Origin of the sequence: Aulosira sp. FACHB-615 (genome assembly GCF_014698045.1) — a bacterium.
GTDB lineage: Bacteria > Cyanobacteriota > Cyanobacteriia > Cyanobacteriales > Nostocaceae > Nostoc_B.
In genome coordinates this window covers 79,579-97,820 of the sequence record NZ_JACJSE010000008.1, presented here as the reverse complement: position 1 = coordinate 97,820, position 18,242 = coordinate 79,579, and the positions used below count along the sequence as shown (strand labels likewise).

The window sequence follows — 18,242 nt, the reverse complement described above, 5'->3', positions numbered from 1 at the left end:
TACATCCATTAAAATTGTCAGTTTTTAGCCAAAATTAGGCAACCACAAGTGGTCAGGTTCATGTACAAAAAACATAATATAACAGGATAATTGAGCCGCAGTATGGATTAGACTTTTGGCGTAATTTTATATCGAATTTCAGGTAATTCAATTCCTATGTTCAAAGTAAAGTTAAAATTTTCAAGGTTTCTCGGATTGTTGCTTATCGTCTGCTTTACCTTCTTCACGGTATATGTAGCGAATTCTCAACAACTCCCTTTAGTTGAATACCAATCAAAAACACCTCCCAAAGCAACCTCCAAGTATAAATTAGCAACTGAGGTACTACTAGAGATAGGAATTGCACAAAGATACGATCTGCATTTTGACCACTTGATTGGCACGTTAATAGGTAAGGGCGACGATTTTAAGCTTTATACAAGGTTTAGGAAGATGTTTGTACGAGAAATCGGTTGGAGATACTTCAAAGATGCCTATGCAGCAAGATTGGAAGCTGATTTTTCGGAAGATGAATTAAAGAAATTGTTAAATTTATCAAAGCAACCTGTGATGAAAAAGTTGTTGCAGTCTGAAGTTAAAGCATATATGGATACTTCTAAACAAAGGTTCAAAATGGGATTTGAATTGTGGGAGAACTATAATAACGGCAAAATCAGTTTACCACCAGACTAGATTTCCAGCCGCATTCAGAAAGGCTATAACAAATCATTAGAACTGATGTTTCTGTGTTGATTTGGAGTCGTTCAATTGCTGCTCAATTAAGCCGTTGATCAATATACAAAGGTAGGCGAAGATTGATTTCTTCCTTCAATATATATTAATCATTCTAGATTCTGACTTCTGAATTTTTACTCTCAAATTACATGGTTCCAACTGTGGGTACTGTCAGCCTTAACACCTACGTTCAAGGTCAAGGATTTCCAATTTTAGCAATACATGGTCATCCTGGTTCTGGTCGTAGTCTTTCTGTATTTACTAATCACTTATCTCAACGCTTTCAAACTTTCGCTCCAGATTTGCGTGGTTATGGCAAAAGCCGCTATCAAGGTAATTTTGCCATGACCGACCATTTAACTGACCTAGAAGCCCTTTTAGACCGCTTTGCCATTGAAAAATGCTTGATATTGGGTTGGTCACTAGGTGGAATTTTAGCGATGGAATTAGCTTTTAAGATGCCAGAGCGTGTCACGGGGCTAATTTTGATAGCCACAGCCGCTAGACCTTATGGTAGTCATCCGCCGATTACTTGGCAGGATAACTTGTATACAGGCATTGCAGCTTTGTTAAATTTAATTAAGCCTAGTTGGCAATGGAATATTGATACATTTGGTAAGCGATCGCTGTTTCGTTACCTGATTCAGCAGCATAATGCCACTGCCTATAAATACATTGCCCAAGCAGCAGTCCCAGCTTATTTACAAACCTCACCTGCTGCGACTCGTGCTTTATCCAATGCTTTGCGCTCTCGATACAATCGTCTAGCAGAACTAGAGCAAGTTAATTGCCCTAGCCTAGTACTAGCAGGCGCTCAAGACCGCCACATCACAGCCGAATCTAGTTTAGAAACCGCTAGACATCTCAAAAATAGTCAGTGGCAATGTTACCCCGACACCGCACATCTTTTCCCGTGGGAAATTCCGCATCAAGTACTGAGCGACATCGACCACTGGTTAGAAGCGCACCAAGAAAATTTTAGATTTTAGATTTGCGATTTTGGATTGCAAGTTAATCTAACATCCAAAATCCCAAATTAATTGCCTGAATTAAATCTGACCGCTAAAGGCAGGCTTTACTTTGCGGTCAATCCGTTCCCCCAGGTCGTCGGCAATTGTCAAATTATCTGGCTTGCAGCGTTTGACATTCACTTGTATTCCTTGCGCCCCTTCCAGTTCTAAATCTTCCACATAGCCTTTTAAGGCTAATTTGGCATCAGCAGAAGTGAGAAATGGCCCAAAGTAGTAAGTGCAACGGGGGTTTTGTGTTACTATTTCCACCCACCACGCTAATCCGAGACTATTAAATGTGTTGATTAAAGCTTCTTTCATGTCGTACCCGATGGTTTTCATGGTAGTTGCTGATTGATCAATCTGGTAGTAGTTGTTAGATACTACGTTGTGATTGTGGTTGCTTTACATTTCTTTATACTCTTTTGCTCTTTTTTTTCAAAGAGGTTTTGGTAACTTATTTAGATACAAAGTGTTCAAAGAACGTTGGCGATAAACCTCGTAAAGTGCCATCCCAGCAGCAACAGAGGCATTTAAACTAGGGGTTTTTCCTTGTAAGGGAATTGACACCAAAACATCACATGCACGTTGAGTTAACATGCTTAATCCTTCGCCTTCGGAGCCGATGACTAAAACTATAGGCCCGCTAAAACGTATTGTATGTATGGGTTCGCTTCCTGTAGCGGCGGTACCATAAATCCAAAAACCAGCTTCTTTGAGTTCTTCTAAAGCGCGGCTGAGGTTAATTACTCTTGATACTGCAAAGTTTTCTAAAGCGCCGGCGGCAACTTTGACGACTGTTGAAGTGATCCCTACGGCTCTTCTTTGGGGGATAACCAAACCTTGAGCGCCAATTGCTTCCGCAGTGCGGATGATTGCTCCCAAGTTATGTGGGTCGGTGATCCCCTCAGCGACAACAATCACGGGATCATTGACAGCAGATTTAGCTTGAGCAACTAAGTCTGGTAATTCTAGGTAGGAATAGGGGGCGATTTGGGCTGCTATTCCTTGGTGATTAGCGCCTTCGGTAATTTGGTCAAGACGCTTGGGTTCTACTTCATCGATAACTGTGCCATTTTCTTTTGCTTGTAGTAGCAAATTGTGAAATCGGGGATCGTAGCGTAACCGGGCTGTTACCCACACACGATTGAGTTCCCGTTGACTTTCTAAAGCACTCAAAACTGGATGACGACCGTAGATTAAATCATTTTCGTTATCTTCTGTTTTCTTGAGAATGGGAGATTGATAAGAAAACTGATGATTTGCCGAGGAATTGCTTGGTGTGGCGTGGTTTTCACGCTCTCCTGGTTTGGCTTTCCGAATTGGACTACCACTAAAACGCTTGCCTTTAATTTTCACAGTCCGCCCACGATTGGGTTCACCAGATGTCTGGAGCTTTTTGGGTTTGCTAGTCATAATGAGTTTCTATGTATGAGCTTATAAGTAGGCATCCTGAATATTTAAAGGTGCTGAACCGAACACACCAATTTTTGAATGCTCAGGTGAAATGTCTCACTCTTGTTCGAGATGAAGTTTTTGCAACAATTCGGTTAAGCGTGGGATATCGGTAAGATACAAGTAACCAATCAAAGTTTCTAAGCTAGTTGCTTGTTGATAAATTTCGGGAGCAAGGCGTTTAGGCCGTCCGGTCGAGGCGTTACGTCCTCTGCGGACAATTTCTAGTTCGGCTTCCCTCAGATGAGGAATCAGCGATCGCAAATGTAGGGCTTGTGTTTCTGCTCTCACCTGAGCCACTACCAAACGGTGATAAGTTTCTAGCCGTTGTAATGGCAATAGATAGAACATTCTAGCATAAAGCTCATAGATTGCATCTCCTACATAAGCAAGAGCAGCCGGAGAAATTTGCTGCACTTGGCTTGGGGAAATTGTTTGGTGTAGTTGTACATTGCTGGCTAGACAGGCTTGCACCCAAGATAAATCATCAGATGTAGGAGGTTCATCTTGTCTATCTATTGGTTCTTCCTCCTCGGAGTCCACAAATTTATCATTCCTTAACAGAATACTTTTAGACGATTAATTTTTCTTGAATATATTTAAAATATCTTACGTAGCACAATCTATACTATCAGGATTACCCAATTAATTCTATCTTTTTAGGGGAGATTTTCTACTGGAGTTGGAATTTCTTAAGAAGAGGAATGGTTGAGGCTGGGTGTAGGGGTGTGGGGGTGTAAGGGTATAAGGGTTTTGCACAAATACAACCTACACCCTTTTTGCGATAAAAGGATTTATGAAATATGTCAGTTTTGTAGATTTCAATCAAAATGGCTGGCTTTGATACCTCTCTCACGAGGAGAGAGGTTAGCGTCCAGTTTTGATAAAAATTAAGCTATCCAGATAAACTATCGGATAGCTGAATTTCACCCCCAGTCAAACTATCAAGACCCTTTGATATTTTCGAGAGCCGCGTCCACTGTGGCTTGCAGAGAGAGAAACTTCTCTAAGCGAACAAGTTTGACTGTTTGGGTGACACGGGCATTTGTAACAATTTGCAAGGTGCCTTCAGCGTTTTGAGCCTGCTTGGCTAGCTGTACCAAGGCTCCCAAGCCAGAGCTATCAACAAAGTCAATTTGAGAGAGATCCAGAATAATGTGCTTTGGCCCCTCGTCAATTTTGCCGCCTAGTACCTTGCGAAATGTCGGTTCAGAAAAGGCATCTAACAAACCTGTGAGGCGGAATAGCTGACAGTTATCCCGGATTTCACGAGTGCCTCTGAGGCTTACGGTTAGATTAAGTGGCTCAGCAATAATTCCCTCCTCATAATTAAAGTGAACGCTCAAGTATAGATGGTTTTTATGCACATTGTCTACAACCTGCTGAGATAGCAGAGTTTAGGCAACGTAAAAAGTAAAAGTTTTTTGACTTTTGCCTTTTAACTTTTAATTTTTACAGATCCCATCTAGCACTTTTTATATTTTTACTTAACCTCACCATTAAACTGTGCGTAGTGATCGCATTGCTTGGACAAATTGCTCAAATAGATAATCAGCATCATGGGGGCCGGGGCTGGCTTCGGGGTGATACTGTACCGAGAAGATGGGCAAAGATTTATGGCGGACACCAGCAACAGTGCGATCGTTTAAGTTGAGGTGGCTGATCTCAACCAATGTTTGAGGTAAAGTATCTGGGTTAATGGCAAAACTGTGATTTTGGCTGGTGATTTCGATCCGCCGTTGTAAACCCGCAGGCTGATTTAACCCCCGATGGCCAAATTTAAGTTTAAAGGTTTCTGCACCCAGGGCGTGACCTAAAATTTGGTGTCCCATACAAATACCAAACATAGGTTTTTGGCTTTCTAATAGGGTTTTGACGGTTTCAATTCCTTCTGTAACGGCAGAGGGATCGCCAGGGCCGTTGGAAAGAAAGATGCCATCTGGGTTGTAGCTGAGAATTTCTGCGGCGGGTGTGTTGACTGGGACAACAATCACGCGACAACCATAACTAGCCAATCGCCGCAAGATATTGCGCTTCACCCCAAAGTCAATGGCGACAACTGTAAATGTTTCTTCGCCATTAGTAATGTTTTCGGGATTAAATTCCCATTCGGGAATAGTGGGTTCTGACCATTCATAAACTTGGGGTGTGCTGACTTCCTTGACGAGATTCAAGCCAGCCATATTGGGAAATGCTTGGACTTGTTCTAGCAGTTCGGCTTCATCCAAAATTTCTGTAGAAATTCCACCATTCATTGCGCCGAACATCCGAATTTTGCGGGTGAGAGCGCGGGTATCAATGCCGTAGATACCGGGAATTTGATTTTGTTTGAGGTAGTCGGGTAAAGATTGGGTCGATCGCCAGTTACTCGGTTTATGACAAATATTGCGAGCGATCGCACCTTGCACTTGCGGCCGCAATGATTCTTCATCTTCAGGATTAACGCCTGTGTTGCCCAATTCAGGATAGGTAAAAATGACAATTTGACCGCAGTAACTAGGGTCAGTCAAAACTTCTTGATAGCCAGTCATGCCAGTGTTAAACACCACTTCCCCGATTGTGGTTCCCGTCGCACCGAAAGACCAACCACGGTAAGCAGTGCCATCTGCCAAGACAAGTAAAGCGGGTATTGCGTCAGACAGGGACATAGGCGATAGATTAGGGATGGGGTAAGTAAGAAGTTTGAAGTAAGAAGTCTGAAGTATTAAGTCTGAAATTTGAGATTTTTACTTCGACACTGCGTCTTCATCCTAAAAAAGTGTAAATCATCAAATGCAAAGTCTGACACTTCATACTTCATAATTCATACTTCATAATTCTGAATTATTTTCCCAGGGTGATTCGGTGGCAGGAGTAGTTTTGCAGTTGTTTGGCTAGGTAAAATAGATATCAATTATGCTTCAGTCTTTTTTATCTCGTACAGCCCCGATTTTTCTCGCAAGTGCTTTAGCTGTGTTGGGCGTTGCCTGTAGTGAAGACCAACAGACTACTGAGACTGTTAGTAATCAACAATCTGTGGTCACTGACAATTCATCAGTGACACCACCTGTTGCATCAACAGCCCCAGTCACCAGCCCAAAATCAGCAGCATTGCCGCCGTCGGCGCTTGAACCCGATACTTTTCAGTTGGGACTAGACAAAGCCGCAGGAGCTGTAGCTATCAGCCAATCGGCTCAATCAATTCAAGATTGGAATTTGGTGGTACATCAGTTTCAAGAGGCGATCGCTCTCATGGAACAAGTCAGCCGCCAAAGTCCTGATTATGTGTCGGCTCAAGGCAAAATTGTCGAATACCAGCGTAAGGTAACGTATGCGCGGCAAAAGGCGAATCCGAATTTGCCACAGCCATCAGCTGACAATCAAAACGTAGTCGTGGCAGTTCCCTCGCCAAAAACTGTGGCTAAATTTGTGCCACAACAAACTGTCCCAACCAGACAACAGCCAGAACAGCGCGTTTTTTCCTCAACAGAAATTCTGCCACGGGAAAAAAATGTGTTTGTTGCGCCGATTAAACGCCGCGTGGGTGGTACGCCGATTGTGGAAGTCACTTTTAATGGTCAGCAGAAATTCGACATGATCGTAGATACAGGAGCCAGTGGCACTGTGATTACCCAGGAGATGGCGAATGTGTTAGGTATTATACCTGTGGGCAAAGCCAAGGCGAATACTGCGAGTTCTAGAGCCGTAGAATTTCCGGTGGGTTATGTTGATTCGATGGCAGTTAGCGGGGTGAGGGTGAATCGAGTGCCAGTAGCGATCGCTGGGACAGATTTAGAAACTGGCTTATTGGGACATGACTTTTTTGGTAATTACGATGTCACCATTAAGCGCAATGTTGTAGAATTCCGTCCCCAATCGCATTCTGAAGCTAATTCGATAGAAATTGAACTAGATCCTCCAACTTCTGCCACGGACTCCCGCTCTGTAGAATTTCCCTAGCCACACTCACGCCTTGAGCATGATCTAACAACGGGATCACACCTGCAACCTGTAGAGCTAAGGAAGCATTTAAGGCTACAGCATCTTGTTGTGCTGTGGTTCCTTTGCCTTGCAGCACTGCTTTGAGAATTTCCGCATTTTCCTGGACATCACCACCCTTAAGGGCATTGATAGACACAGGTGTAACACCCACCCCTTGAGGATTGAGAGTTGTTAACTGCACTTTGCCATCAGATAACACAGCTAAATCAGTTAAATCCCCCAGGCTGGCTTCATCAATTCTTTCCCGCCCGTGTAAAACGATCGCTTTTTGTTTGCCCAGATTATGTAAGGCTTGAGCCACAGTTTCTAAAAGTTTGGGTGTAAATAACCCCACCACTTGCCCAGTCGGACGCAAGGGATTAACTAACGGCCCCAGTAAGTTGAAAACAGTGCGAATCCTCAAATTGCGCCGCAATTGAGCCACCGCTTTTAAGGCTGGATGCCAACCGGGGGCAAATAAAAAGGTGATCCCGACTTCTTGCAAGGCGGCTTGGACTTTTTCACTAGGTGCGCTTAAGTTAACACCCAATGCTTCTAAAACATCCGCGCTACCCGTCAGACTAGAGGCGGAACGATTGCCATGTTTGGCTACAGGGACACCATAAGCCGCGACAACAAAAGCCACCGCCGTGGAAATGTTGAAAGTCGATGAACCATCACCGCCAGTTCCGCAAGTGTCTATGATAGTGCTGAGTGCTGAGTGCTGTACACTGAGCGAAGTCGAAGTGTGAGTGCTGAGTGCTTTGCCACTCCCAACTCCCGACTCCCGACTCCCCAAGCTTTGAGATTGTAAGACTTCAGCCATACCTGTTAATTCTTCGGCGGAAACGCCTTTAAAATTGAGGGCGGTTAAAATTGCTCCTGATAATTCTGGGGGAACAGCTTCACTCAGCCACCCTTGCATTAATTCCGCAGCTTGGGGGCGTGTCAAAGATTGACCGTCTATTAATTGCTGTAGCAGAATATACCAGCTTGTAGAAATTTCTGAGGAACTTGTCATAGCTAGGGTTTTAAGTGATGAAAATGCGATCGCTAAGGCTTTCTAAAAGGCGATATGGCAGCTATCGTACCGGAAAATGAGCAGATATAGCAGGTGAGAGGTTACAGGTTACAGGTTACAGGGATACAAGCTTGGTGGTATGTAAGTTTTATAATTTTGTTTCTCAATTATTGCTTACTTCATAGTTAGTAATGAATAATTCTTTCCCTTTCGCAGCACTATTTTGTTTGTAATTATTCATCCCATACTGTAATTCCCACTCATAAATATTCGCCCATTGAAAATTATCCCGAATTTGCGGAGAATTATCGTAAGTAATCAGCCAAGGATGGTGACATTGTTTTAAGCTTTCAGCAAATCTCTGATGATCAAAAGAGGTGTGTAAGTCTCCATCCTTTCCATAGAGTCTAGATTTAGTAGCACTAAAATATGGCGGATCTAAAAATAAAAATACATTTTCACCTTTTTCATTTAACAGGTAACTATAATCTAAGTTAGTTATTTTGATATCTGCTGTTAAAATAGATTCTAGCTTTTCTAATCGTTCTATTGATGAATGAGTGAATCTTTTATCAAAAGCTTCTTGGGAAAAACCACCGGATTCTATAGTTCCTGAAAAAGTAATTCTGTTAAGTATAAAAAAACGTATTGCTCTTTCTAAATCAGATAGTTCTTTTACATCAATGGTAGTGAGTTCTGTGAATAATAACTTACCATCTGTATATTGATTTTTTATTTGGCGTATTTCTTCAACTAATACAGATATATCAGATTGTGCAAGTTTCCAAAATAAGAATAGTTCTGGGTTTAAATCATTAATCCAAATTTTTAAATCAGGATATTTTTGCTTTAAATAAATGAATACAGAACCACCGCCAACAAAAGGTTCTCGAAATTCTGAAAAATTATCTGGTAAGTATTCAATAATCTGTTTTATCGCTTTAGATTTACCTCCAGGATAGCGGAGGGGACTTTTGAGCATAAGTAAAAAATCGCGCTTTGGCTTAAAATATCTTTATATTTGTTGTAGAGAATAAATGTTTTTATGTCTCGTTCTGTTCCCTATCAACCGTTGTGGTTGCGACTACTGCATGGCGTGAGTGGAATTTTTGCGATCGCAGCTATCATTACTGGATTTCTAGTTTACAATACTTACGATGGTAGATTTGGTAAAATTCCATTTCCGCAACTTGGCGATATTCAAGGGATTCATGGCACTTTTGCCTTATTTTTCTTGATTATACTGCCAGCATTTGCACTTTACAGCTTTCATGCTGGGAATAGGCGACTTATCCAAGCTAATTCATGGGAACAACTGCGCCAAGTTGGTAAACCAATTTGGTGGGTGAGTTTGCAAAGACTAGCTAACACTCTCATGCTAATTGCTTCAGTTTTTTCTGTAGTTTCTGGCAGGATGATGAAAGAAGAATGGCTTCCTGCTGGAGAAATTAATCAGATTTGGTATACCCTACATCTTATCGCTTGGTGTGTGATAGTCGGCTGTTTAGCTATTCATCTTTTAATGTCTATTAAAGTGGGTGGTGTGCCATTATTATTGTCTATGTTTTCTTGGCAGGTTCGTTCAGAAGATAGTCCAAATCAATGGATGACTCGTTACCGTACTTGGTGGAGTAGCTTGCAAACTAACTTTGGCGAAAGAGTTAATCAACTGCTAGATAATAATTTAAGTTTGAGAATTATTGAAGGTTTTGTATTGATTGGAGTTGCTGTTGCATTTCTCCTACCTGTATTTTTTTCGGAATAGTAATATTGTTTCTAACACCAAAAAAATAATTAACCGCAGATGGACGCAGATGAACGCGGATGAATTTGTCTTCTAAGCAAGTAAAAATCGCTCTAATTTTGATTAAAAATCTTAGGCGTAGGCGTAGGTTGGGTGGAGGAACGGAACCCAACATTCACGCATACTTTGTTGGGTTTCGCTATCGCTACACCCAACCTACTATTATTAATAGGTTCTGGATAATAAAACTTTTAATTCTCACGCAGAGGCGCAAAGACGCAAAGAGTATTTCCTTACTCTCTGTGTTCTCTGTGGCTCGTTAAAATAATTCTATTAACGTAATGAACGAAATATTACACGTCCGGGAAATTCTTCTTGATTAATGCGTGCATAAACTCGCAAACAAGTTAAAACTTCTCCAGGAATACCGCCACAATTTAGCTGTAAATCATCTTTTGAGAAAGCACATATATCAGCATAAAGTCCTGACAGTTGACGAATTCTGACATTGTGTCCTGATTTATTGGCTTTGTCTGCAATTTTCTTTAAGGTTCGTCGTGATTCTTGTTGTAATTTTCCCCACCATGAATAACGTTCAACGGGGGGAATGAATACTAAAGAATGTATGGCTTCATCTATATCAATCCATGCACGTACAATGGCTAAAATATCATTATTTTCTTCGGCTTTTTGGGTGCGGTGAAAGCGGTCTGTTAAAGCTTCTATATATTGTTGTTGCTGTTCTGGTTTGGAATTGAAAGGAATAATATCAAAGCTAAAAATACTTTTTAAGGCGTGATGTAAATCTGGTTCTATTTCTATAAATTTGAGATATAAATTTAAAAAACCTGCGAGTAATTTTAAATCTTCCGATTCGGGAAGGGGAAAAATTTTTGATTTTAAAAGTGCTTTTTGTGATAAACATAACCCCTGAATATTCACACTACCTTTGAGTCCAGGGTAAATGATTTCATCTCTGATAAAGGGAAGTTGGTAGAAATTAGAATCATCTTCTACTGCACCAATTTCTTGAGCTAAATCTAAGGTGCGTTGTTGCCAAAATGTAGCTAAATCATCAGGTATTCGTAGCAATTTACGGTGAATTTTATGCCATAAATCAGCATCACTTTGGCTTTGTAAGGTTGCATCACCTAAATATAAGCTGAGTTCTGAGTCAGCATTCCAAGCATCACGCAGATGATTTAGTTTTAACTCATCTGAAAATTGGATAATAGTCGTTGCTTCTTGATGTGGAGGCTGCAACAAATCTTGGATTTCTTGCAGCAATTCTGCACAAATTTCAGTACCAGGATCATCGGGTAATTCTGTATAGGCTTGGTTTAATGCAGCTTCTAGTCCATACAGGCTACACCGCAATAACCTGGCTAATTCGGAATTTTCTGTTTCTAATAGCTGACGTAGATGCTGCATGATGAGTGGGGGTTTGCATTATTTTAAACTGCGCCTTTGCGCCTACCCTGCGGGAAGCCGCTACAGCGTCTATGCGCGAAACAATTCATTATTAATGTATTCCACAGAAGGGATCTCGTTCTTTATCGACTTCGTTAGGTTGCAATTCTAATTCGGCACGATAAACACAACCTTCTTGTTTTAAACATTCTTGACTGGTGGATGTCCAGTAGGGAACTTCGCCGGGGTGCATCCGCAAAATACCTTTGTTGTCGAGGGTGACGCGATATTGGCAAGGGTAGTCTGTGGTGACGGATGGTTTACTGAGTGAACCGATACGTATCCATTTTTTTCTGTTAGTTTCTGTATCGGTTTGATAGACGTAAAATGTGTGTTGTCCAGTGTAAGGAAAGGGTGGTAAGGGATTACTAATTAAACCTTTACTTGGTTGGGGTGAACCATCGCGGAGGTAATGAAATTCGTGTAGAGATTGGTTATCATTTGAGTCGATTTCAAAGACTAAATGATAGGCGTTTGGTTGATCTACGGTTGCTGACTCGATGACGTTAACTGCGATATCGCCATCGGTTAAGTCTTTATTTGGTCGTTCTACGGCGATGTTCCATTTTAGTTTACCATCGGCAAATAATGAGGTTTCGGAAGCTGCTAAGATTGCGGAACCGACATCAATACCGGGAACATCGATTAAATAATGGGGATTTCCTTGACATAATAAAACACTAAATTGTAATGTCTGGTCAATTTCAAATTGCACTTTGATTTTTTTGAGAAACTCGGCTTCTTCCATCCCTAATTTTTCCATGAGATGTTTACCGTCGAAGCTTCCCCACAATCTTAAATCACCGTCTTCGTAGTCTTGGCGATAAATAATATTAGTTAACTGTATACCTTGCCAAGCTGTACGCACTTTGGCGACTGTTTCCCAAGGTGCAATTTGATGGAGTTCTTGTCCGGCTTTAAAGATTGGTAGTAGTTCGTTGCTTTGGGTTTTGCGTTTGAAGTTGCAAGGTAAGTAATAAAATAGATTTTTAACGTCAATTTCTAATTGATTTGCACCTTTTTGTAGCAGTGCTTTTGATTCTTCAGGGTCAAATCTGAGTCGGCGTAATTTTTCGGCGTAACACGCACCTGCGGAGGTTGCGAGTTTAGTAAATTCTAAAACGAAGGTGATGCGTTCTGGGTTCCAAACGAAGTAGGGAGACTTGCTAAATTCTTGATAAATATGGCGTTGTACTAAGTCGAGATTGCAAGTTTTTCCTGAGAGAATTAACCAGTCAACTTTGTGGGTGTTCCAAGCGTCGATGGTGTTATCGTCTGAACGTAAGCGGCTTTCCATTAAGCCTTTAGCAATACCAATGGCTTCTTTAATAGCAGAAGTGGCAACACGTTCAAATTGTTGATTATCTAGGGTGACGGCAATATTATCGGGGTTGTGAATTTGATATTTAATGGCGCTTTGGGTGAGAAGTTCAGCAATTTGTTGTTCAGAGATTGTAAAGGTTACAAGTGAATTATCTGCTGGTAATTTTTGTCCGAGTTTGAGTTTGGCGGCTTCTGCATAATCCCACAGTGTGTAGAAGGTTTGTAGGCGTTGGGGTGCTTGTTGCCAACGGGTTGGTAAGACTTTTTCGGCTGTATCTAAGGCATCTTTATAAGCTGTATCGCCTTCGGGATTTTCTCTATCTAGGCATTTTAATAAGCTGCCTGTTTTGAATTTTCCTTGGTCGAGAAAACGCTCGTTTAATTCGGAACTAATTAAGTCTTCGAGTTTTTCGCTATCGATATCGCCACGGGTAACTGCTGTTAAGAGAAAATCTGCGATCGCAACTTTTAATAACCTAAATACTCGCAGTGTAATTAATTCGCCACCGAGTTGTAAATGTCCTGATGAACCTAATAGTTTTGGCGTTAGTTTATAATACCTGCCACCTAAGCCTCGGTCTTCATTAGTGGCAAAAAATGGGGTTTTATCTTCTAAGGTTAATTCAATTAATGCTAAGTCTGTTGTGCCGCCACCAATATCTAAAACTAATACATTTTGTGACCATTTATTGCCATCGCGGCGACAACGAGTTTTAAAAGATTCAATGCCAATATTTAAATTACCGCCAAATTCTCGCCATAGGAAAAATATCGCTACCGAAACAGCTTCATCATAAGCTGTTTGCACATCATCAATACCTAATTGTTCAACTAATTGCTTAACTTCTTTACGAACTACTGGCGGTGCAACAGTGGGGTAAGTAACAACTGCTGTTAACAGTTCACCTTCAGAAAATCTACGTCTGGCACGTTGGCGGTAATCTTCAGTTAAATCAATTAAATGCGCCCAAGCTGCTTGAATTAATTGGTTAACATTAATATTAATTTCAGTATCATTTAACATTACAGGGAATGTTTTATTCTGTCCAAAATACCGCTTCGGTGAATGATGAAACCGACTGATAATTTCTTTTAAAGAACTGCTAGTACCTTGGGCGATCGCTTTTTTGCGATTATCTCTTGCTTCTCGCCCCATTTTCAGTTTTAATACTTCTAAGTTGGCAATTTCTAACTCGCTGGGGATTTCGCTATCACGGCGGTCAATATCGAGAACTACGGGAATTAAATTTTGCGATTCTAAGGTGGGAACGCGAAAAACTTCATGATATATTTGATATAATTTTTTACTCGCGGCGCGTTGAAATTTTTCGCTATTACCTAAAGATAATTCGATTTGGCGAATTGCTTCTAAAAATCTTTCTCTGTTATCACTTTCAAAGATTTCGCTTAAACGGCTGGGTTCGATTTCTAAGTTTTTACTAATATCAATAATAAATTTTTGCCACTCAACTTCGCTGATTTCTGGTAGTGCTTCGGAAGCGGGAGAATTGAGCCATTGCGACAGGCGATCGCGCAATCTTAATTCCTGTTCCCGTGGTAAAATTTCGGCAATGGGAATTTCTATCGGGTCGAACAAAGTCACGGTAGAATTCGACGTACCAAAATCTAAAGCAAACCATCCCGGAAATCTTTTGACTGGTTGATAGTTAATAGGTTCTTCCGGTGGGTTTGGTAGTGACTCAGAATTCATAATTTGCGCTTCAGCAGTAGATGGTGTCCATAAATAACAAACAGCCTGAACTTGTCGCGGTTCAGATAATACTGGCTCCCCTGAAAAGTCGGAATCAAAATACTCAACAATGACGTGTAAGTTACAGTTGATTGCTTCTGTTAAAGGTTTCTCTAATTTACAAGGATATTGTTCTAGTTGTCCGATTTGGGAAATTTTTGGGGTGACAGCATCAAAGGGTTTATATGCTTTTTGAATTTGGGTGATTAGTTCGCTGGGTGTGCCTTTAACGGAGAAGTTAATTCGGGCAATGTGGGGTACATTATTCCCAATAGCGACTAGTTGAATGGTGGGAAGTTCTAAATATTCGTTGTCGTTAACTTGAACTTGAAAGCGTGGAGGGAGGCGAATTTCTACTGGCATTTTTTAGTTCCTTTCTTTTATTTCGCGCGAAGGTATAATTTCTCGAATAAATAAATTTACTATCTCACCATTAAACTACCTGCATTTTTTAAACGAACCGCAAAGAGCGCAAAGGACACGAAGGAAGGAAGGAAGGAAGGAAGGAAAGAAGGAAAAGAAGATATGAACTAGGAAATAAATTATCTAGTAACCAGGGATATCTAAATCAGAAGTGGTGGCGATTTCTGCGAGAATATTTAACCAAGTGGGAATAGCAAGTTTTGGTGGTGAGTCGCCAGCAGCAAGGTATCTCAGCAATGCTTCCTTTTTGGAAATATTTTGCAGTGTGGGAATAATTTGGTCTAAAATGCCTTCGATTTCTGAGTTGACTTGTTGATTCACTTCACTGACATACTGCACTAAATGTAAACTGGCACTGGCAGTAATTTCATCACGCAAACGTAATACTAACATTTGATGATGGCTGGCTCTGGGCGAATTTTGATTTCGTTCGGGAGACCAATCAAATATTTGACCAATGTTGTGTTTTTCGTCTTGGCGTGCGAGGGGAAATATCAATTCGGGGGCAATTTCTTTGTCTTTACTATTCAGTTCTGCGAGAATAGCTTCTTTCCATTGGTTGGGGTCGCAGCCTAACAGTAATTTATAAAATAAGTCGGCTTCTTCTCCTCCAAAACCAATTTCGATTTCTTGTTCCATTTCTGGTGAGAGAAGAGATTTGAGATAGTCCCGTGCTTCGGCTACTTGATTGGAGAGTTTATTTAATAAATCTACCACTGCTTGACGGATGCGATCGCGGGCAAATATCTCGACTTCCTGCACAGTTTTTTCAAAGGTGGGGTAGAAATCATCGCTTTTAGTTGGCAAAGCATGATTAGTTCTATTTCCTCTTTCAAATAACTTACCGGCTGCACCTTTGCTTTCGGCGATAGTAATAGCACCGTTGTTGGCTTTGTTAAATAACAAAGTCCACTGGTTCCAGTTGACAATTTTAAAGGTGAGTTCGTCTTTCACTACTTCACTCACGACAGTTCCGCGACGGTCTTTGAGTGGTTCTTTGCCTAATTCTTTTTGGAAATTCCGATAGGTTTTATCTAAACTATCAATGGCATGACGCAAATCAATTAATGTGGGACTATCGAGAGTTGGTATGCCTTGTTCGTGAATTTCGGCGATGATATTTTTCAGGTTTTCTTGTTGTTGACGGAGACTTTCAGCCGCGCGACGGGTGTCTTCATACAGTTGCTTGAGTCCGTGCATAGCAACGTGATTTTGAATTAACTCTCGCAGTTTGGCAATACCGCCATCTTGAGCAAAGTAACCTAATTGTCTCCCCAGTTGACTACGTGCATCCGACTCTAGTAGTCTCTCGCTGAGACGAGTCCATTTTTGCTGCAACCGTTTCGAGGTTTCCAGGTAATTGGGATAATCTAAGTTAGATAAAAATTCTGGCGAACCAGCTTTGACACTACTGGAACGTTTCGCTAATTCCGCTAGTCCCAATAAGGGCGATAACAACACAATGCGGTCTTTTTGAGTGGTGAATGCACTCGCGCCATCAATGGTTGTTTGCAGAACTCTGAGTTTTTTGAGAACAGCATCCTCAGATAAAGGCGTGTTGGCGATGTTCTCAGCAATGAATTGGTCGAGTTCTCGTTCGCCGCCTTCACTTTCTAGGGGTAGTTGGTCAAAACGACCGACACCAACCAAAATCAAATCTTTCAGGTCTTGTCCCGGACGCTGTTGCTGCATCATGGTGAAAATTTTGTGAGCGCGATCGCTCCCCGGCGATTTACCATTGAGCAAGATTAAAATTGTCTGGACTTCCGCCAACTCTCGCAGCGATAAAAATGTATCCCTCGCGCCGGAGTTCGCCGCACCCAAACCCGGAAAATCTAACAAAATAAATTCGGAAGCGTCTGTCACATCCCAAATTTCCCGCGAAATTTTCACTTCAATATCAACGCGGCGAATTAAGGGGAAGCTATTTTGTAATAACTTTGATGCTAATTTATGCGGTGGACTGGGTAAGCGGATATGCGCTGGCGGTAAGTCTGTAAACCGGAAAGTTTGGATAGCCATTGGCTGTTCTGGCAGCTGTAAACCTTCCTGGGCTGTGGCATGATCAATTTGATAGCGTCCACCACACATCGCCTCACCATAGGAAGCGTAAGCACGCACAAATAACACCAACTCCCGCAGCAAATAGCGCAACTCTAAATTATTACTTTGGTTCCACGCTTGCTCACACCAAGCCAGAATTTCTTTACCAGAATTTAACTGCGCCAGTTGTACAGGTACAAGTCCGGCGGCGGCGGAACGGCGACTCGCTTCTGCTAACATAAACCGCAAACACTCTTTCACCCCTTCGTGAGAAAGATACTCCACCGTAAAATTCCCGACTTGGGTGGTCGCAAATTCATCTTGGGCGACGAGGTGAATGGCTGTAACATTCCCCGTAGTTGGGTTTTCGTTGACTGGTAAAGCATCGGCATAGCCAATTAAACTGCCCAAAAGTAAGGTTTTACCACTACTAAATTCTCCCATCACGCCAATTTTGACTGGTGAGGTGGCCAGTTCTATGGTTTTTTCCGCAGTTTCTCTGAGACGCGCCAGACATTCATCCAAACTCGCGGGAACCCAGTCTTCTTGTTGAGAAGGATACTGCGGGACAGAGTTAATTTTTTGCAGTATAAATTCACCGTATTCTTTAAAATATGCAAGTCTTTCTAGTTCCATAGAATAGTTACCGTTAAAAATAAAATTTATGTGAGTTTTATAACATAAAAGTTGATAGCAGATGTTATGTTGTCTCGGATTTTAGTTAGTCATATCTGATTGATGTCAACACAAGTAAATTTGGAAATCAAACGGGATGCTGATTATTGATTGGGAATTGGGTAGCATTTAGGTATATGGCGTTTTCCGATTGAGTGCGGTACAAGTTGATAGGGGATAGAGGCTAGAGGCTAGATTGATGTACCTCATTGGAATAAAAAACGCTCTAAGGTTTCTCAAGCAAATAGATATTTATTCTATGTAAAAATTCAATTCCAGTAATTTTTAACCAAAATTTAACTTTTTGACCTAGATTCTCAAATGTATGAGTCTGGATGCACAACTTTGCACTCTAGTAAAATCACTTTTTGATAATTTTTGTGTTTTAAAGAATTATGGCAAAAATCAAGGAGGGATTAAGCACTACTGATAAATTAGTGATTTTCAGTATAAAATATTTTCAGTAAGTAGATAAAAATATTATTTCTAAAAATTAAATTTAGGGAGTGGGGTTAAGATATAGACTAAATTAACGGCAGTTTCATAGCAGGTGATTTTGATGTGGCTGCGGAGAAAAATCCATGTATTATAGGAAACTTGTATATTGATGTAGTTAAAAGTCACCCATTGTAATTATCAATATCAAAAAACTTT

14 protein-coding genes are annotated in these 18,242 nt (G+C 41.1%); 4 read left to right on the top strand and 10 right to left on the bottom strand.

Features of this window, described 5'->3' with window-relative positions; genetic code table 11:
* Positions 1–195 precede the first annotated feature (195 nt).
* Both H6G77_RS15455 and H6G77_RS15450 read left to right on the top strand, forming a co-directional pair.
* Positions 196–672, top strand: coding sequence for a DUF2059 domain-containing protein (locus H6G77_RS15455; RefSeq protein WP_199332878.1), 477 nt, complete (start codon positions 196–198; stop codon positions 670–672).
* Positions 673–863: 191 nt separating this feature from the next.
* On the top strand, positions 864–1,703 hold the full coding sequence (locus H6G77_RS15450; RefSeq protein WP_190872005.1) for an alpha/beta fold hydrolase: 840 nt from the start codon (positions 864–866) through the stop codon (positions 1,701–1,703).
* 60 nt (positions 1,704–1,763) lie between these two features.
* Here the strand turns inward: H6G77_RS15450 and H6G77_RS15445 are convergent, their stop codons facing one another.
* From H6G77_RS15445 to carA, 5 genes are all read right to left on the bottom strand, one after another.
* Positions 1,764–2,066 (bottom strand): DUF1816 domain-containing protein, encoded by a 303-nt coding sequence (locus tag H6G77_RS15445; protein ID WP_190672932.1) that lies wholly within the window; start codon positions 2,064–2,066, stop codon positions 1,764–1,766.
* A gap of 96 nt (positions 2,067–2,162) precedes the next feature.
* Entirely contained in the window at positions 2,163–3,140 is a 978-nt protein-coding gene (rlmB, locus tag H6G77_RS15440) for a 23S rRNA (guanosine(2251)-2'-O)-methyltransferase RlmB (protein WP_190589206.1), read from the bottom strand.
* Positions 3,141–3,236: 96 nt separating this feature from the next.
* Entirely contained in the window at positions 3,237–3,722 is a 486-nt protein-coding gene (locus H6G77_RS15435; protein ID WP_190589204.1) for a ribonuclease III domain-containing protein, read from the bottom strand.
* Positions 3,723–4,123: 401 nt separating this feature from the next.
* Positions 4,124–4,525: an STAS domain-containing protein gene (locus H6G77_RS15430; RefSeq protein ID WP_190672926.1), complete on the bottom strand. Its 402-nt coding sequence runs from the start codon at positions 4,523–4,525 to the stop codon at positions 4,124–4,126.
* 153 nt (positions 4,526–4,678) lie between these two features.
* Positions 4,679–5,827 carry a glutamine-hydrolyzing carbamoyl-phosphate synthase small subunit gene (carA, locus tag H6G77_RS15425; protein WP_190589200.1) on the bottom strand — a complete coding sequence of 383 codons (1,149 nt, stop codon included), beginning with the start codon at positions 5,825–5,827 and terminating at the stop codon, positions 4,679–4,681.
* Positions 5,828–6,074: 247 nt separating this feature from the next.
* Here carA and H6G77_RS15420 point away from each other — a divergent pair, with 247 nt between their 5' ends.
* Positions 6,075–7,118: a TIGR02281 family clan AA aspartic protease gene (locus H6G77_RS15420; protein ID WP_190672923.1), complete on the top strand. Its 1,044-nt coding sequence runs from the start codon at positions 6,075–6,077 to the stop codon at positions 7,116–7,118.
* Here H6G77_RS15420 and trpD read toward each other — a convergent pair.
* Positions 7,048–8,160: an anthranilate phosphoribosyltransferase gene (gene trpD, locus H6G77_RS15415; RefSeq protein ID WP_190872004.1), complete on the bottom strand. Its 1,113-nt coding sequence runs from the start codon at positions 8,158–8,160 to the stop codon at positions 7,048–7,050. The genes H6G77_RS15420 and trpD overlap by 71 nt on opposite strands.
* 163 nt (positions 8,161–8,323) lie before the next feature.
* Positions 8,324–9,142, bottom strand: a complete 819-nt coding sequence (locus H6G77_RS15410; RefSeq protein WP_190872003.1) for a DNA adenine methylase — start codon at positions 9,140–9,142, stop codon at positions 8,324–8,326.
* A gap of 63 nt (positions 9,143–9,205) precedes the next feature.
* Here H6G77_RS15410 and H6G77_RS15405 point away from each other — a divergent pair, with 63 nt between their 5' ends.
* Positions 9,206–9,925 (top strand): cytochrome b/b6 domain-containing protein, encoded by a 720-nt coding sequence (locus tag H6G77_RS15405; RefSeq protein ID WP_190872002.1) that lies wholly within the window; start codon positions 9,206–9,208, stop codon positions 9,923–9,925.
* A gap of 312 nt (positions 9,926–10,237) precedes the next feature.
* On the opposite strand, the gene H6G77_RS15400 is transcribed toward H6G77_RS15405, so the two are convergent.
* The 3 genes from H6G77_RS15400 to H6G77_RS15390 all read right to left on the bottom strand — a co-directional run bounded on the left by H6G77_RS15400 (position 10,238) and on the right by H6G77_RS15390 (position 17,549).
* Positions 10,238–11,335: a hypothetical protein gene (locus H6G77_RS15400; RefSeq protein WP_190872001.1), complete on the bottom strand. Its 1,098-nt coding sequence runs from the start codon at positions 11,333–11,335 to the stop codon at positions 10,238–10,240.
* 91 nt (positions 11,336–11,426) lie between these two features.
* The gene (locus H6G77_RS15395) at positions 11,427–14,810 is read right to left on the bottom strand and encodes a virulence factor SrfB (protein WP_190872000.1); all 3,384 of its coding nucleotides are present in this window, start codon (positions 14,808–14,810) and stop codon (positions 11,427–11,429) included.
* A gap of 183 nt (positions 14,811–14,993) precedes the next feature.
* Positions 14,994–17,549 (bottom strand): proteasome protein, encoded by a 2,556-nt coding sequence (locus H6G77_RS15390; protein ID WP_190672903.1) that lies wholly within the window; start codon positions 17,547–17,549, stop codon positions 14,994–14,996.
* Positions 17,550–18,242: the final 693 nt, after the last annotated feature.

Bases quoted from the DNA above. Each gene is read 5' to 3' on its own strand.
- trpD (WP_190872004.1), bottom strand. From the start codon at position 8,160: ATGACAAGTTCCTCAGAAATTTCTACAAGCTGGTATATTCTGCTACAG.
- H6G77_RS15450 (WP_190872005.1), top strand. From the start codon at position 864: ATGGTTCCAACTGTGGGTACTGTCAGCCTTAACACCTACGTTCAAGGT.
- H6G77_RS15400 (WP_190872001.1), bottom strand. From the start codon at position 11,335: ATGCAGCATCTACGTCAGCTATTAGAAACAGAAAATTCCGAATTAGCC.
- H6G77_RS15395 (WP_190872000.1), bottom strand. From the start codon at position 14,810: ATGCCAGTAGAAATTCGCCTCCCTCCACGCTTTCAAGTTCAAGTTAAC.
- H6G77_RS15420 (WP_190672923.1), top strand. From the start codon at position 6,075: ATGCTTCAGTCTTTTTTATCTCGTACAGCCCCGATTTTTCTCGCAAGT.
- H6G77_RS15410 (WP_190872003.1), bottom strand. From the start codon at position 9,142: ATGCTCAAAAGTCCCCTCCGCTATCCTGGAGGTAAATCTAAAGCGATA.
- H6G77_RS15390 (WP_190672903.1), bottom strand. From the start codon at position 17,549: ATGGAACTAGAAAGACTTGCATATTTTAAAGAATACGGTGAATTTATA.
- carA (WP_190589200.1), bottom strand. From the start codon at position 5,827: ATGTCCCTGTCTGACGCAATACCCGCTTTACTTGTCTTGGCAGATGGC.
- rlmB (WP_190589206.1), bottom strand. From the start codon at position 3,140: ATGACTAGCAAACCCAAAAAGCTCCAGACATCTGGTGAACCCAATCGT.
- H6G77_RS15445 (WP_190672932.1), bottom strand. From the start codon at position 2,066: ATGAAAACCATCGGGTACGACATGAAAGAAGCTTTAATCAACACATTT.
- H6G77_RS15405 (WP_190872002.1), top strand. From the start codon at position 9,206: ATGTCTCGTTCTGTTCCCTATCAACCGTTGTGGTTGCGACTACTGCAT.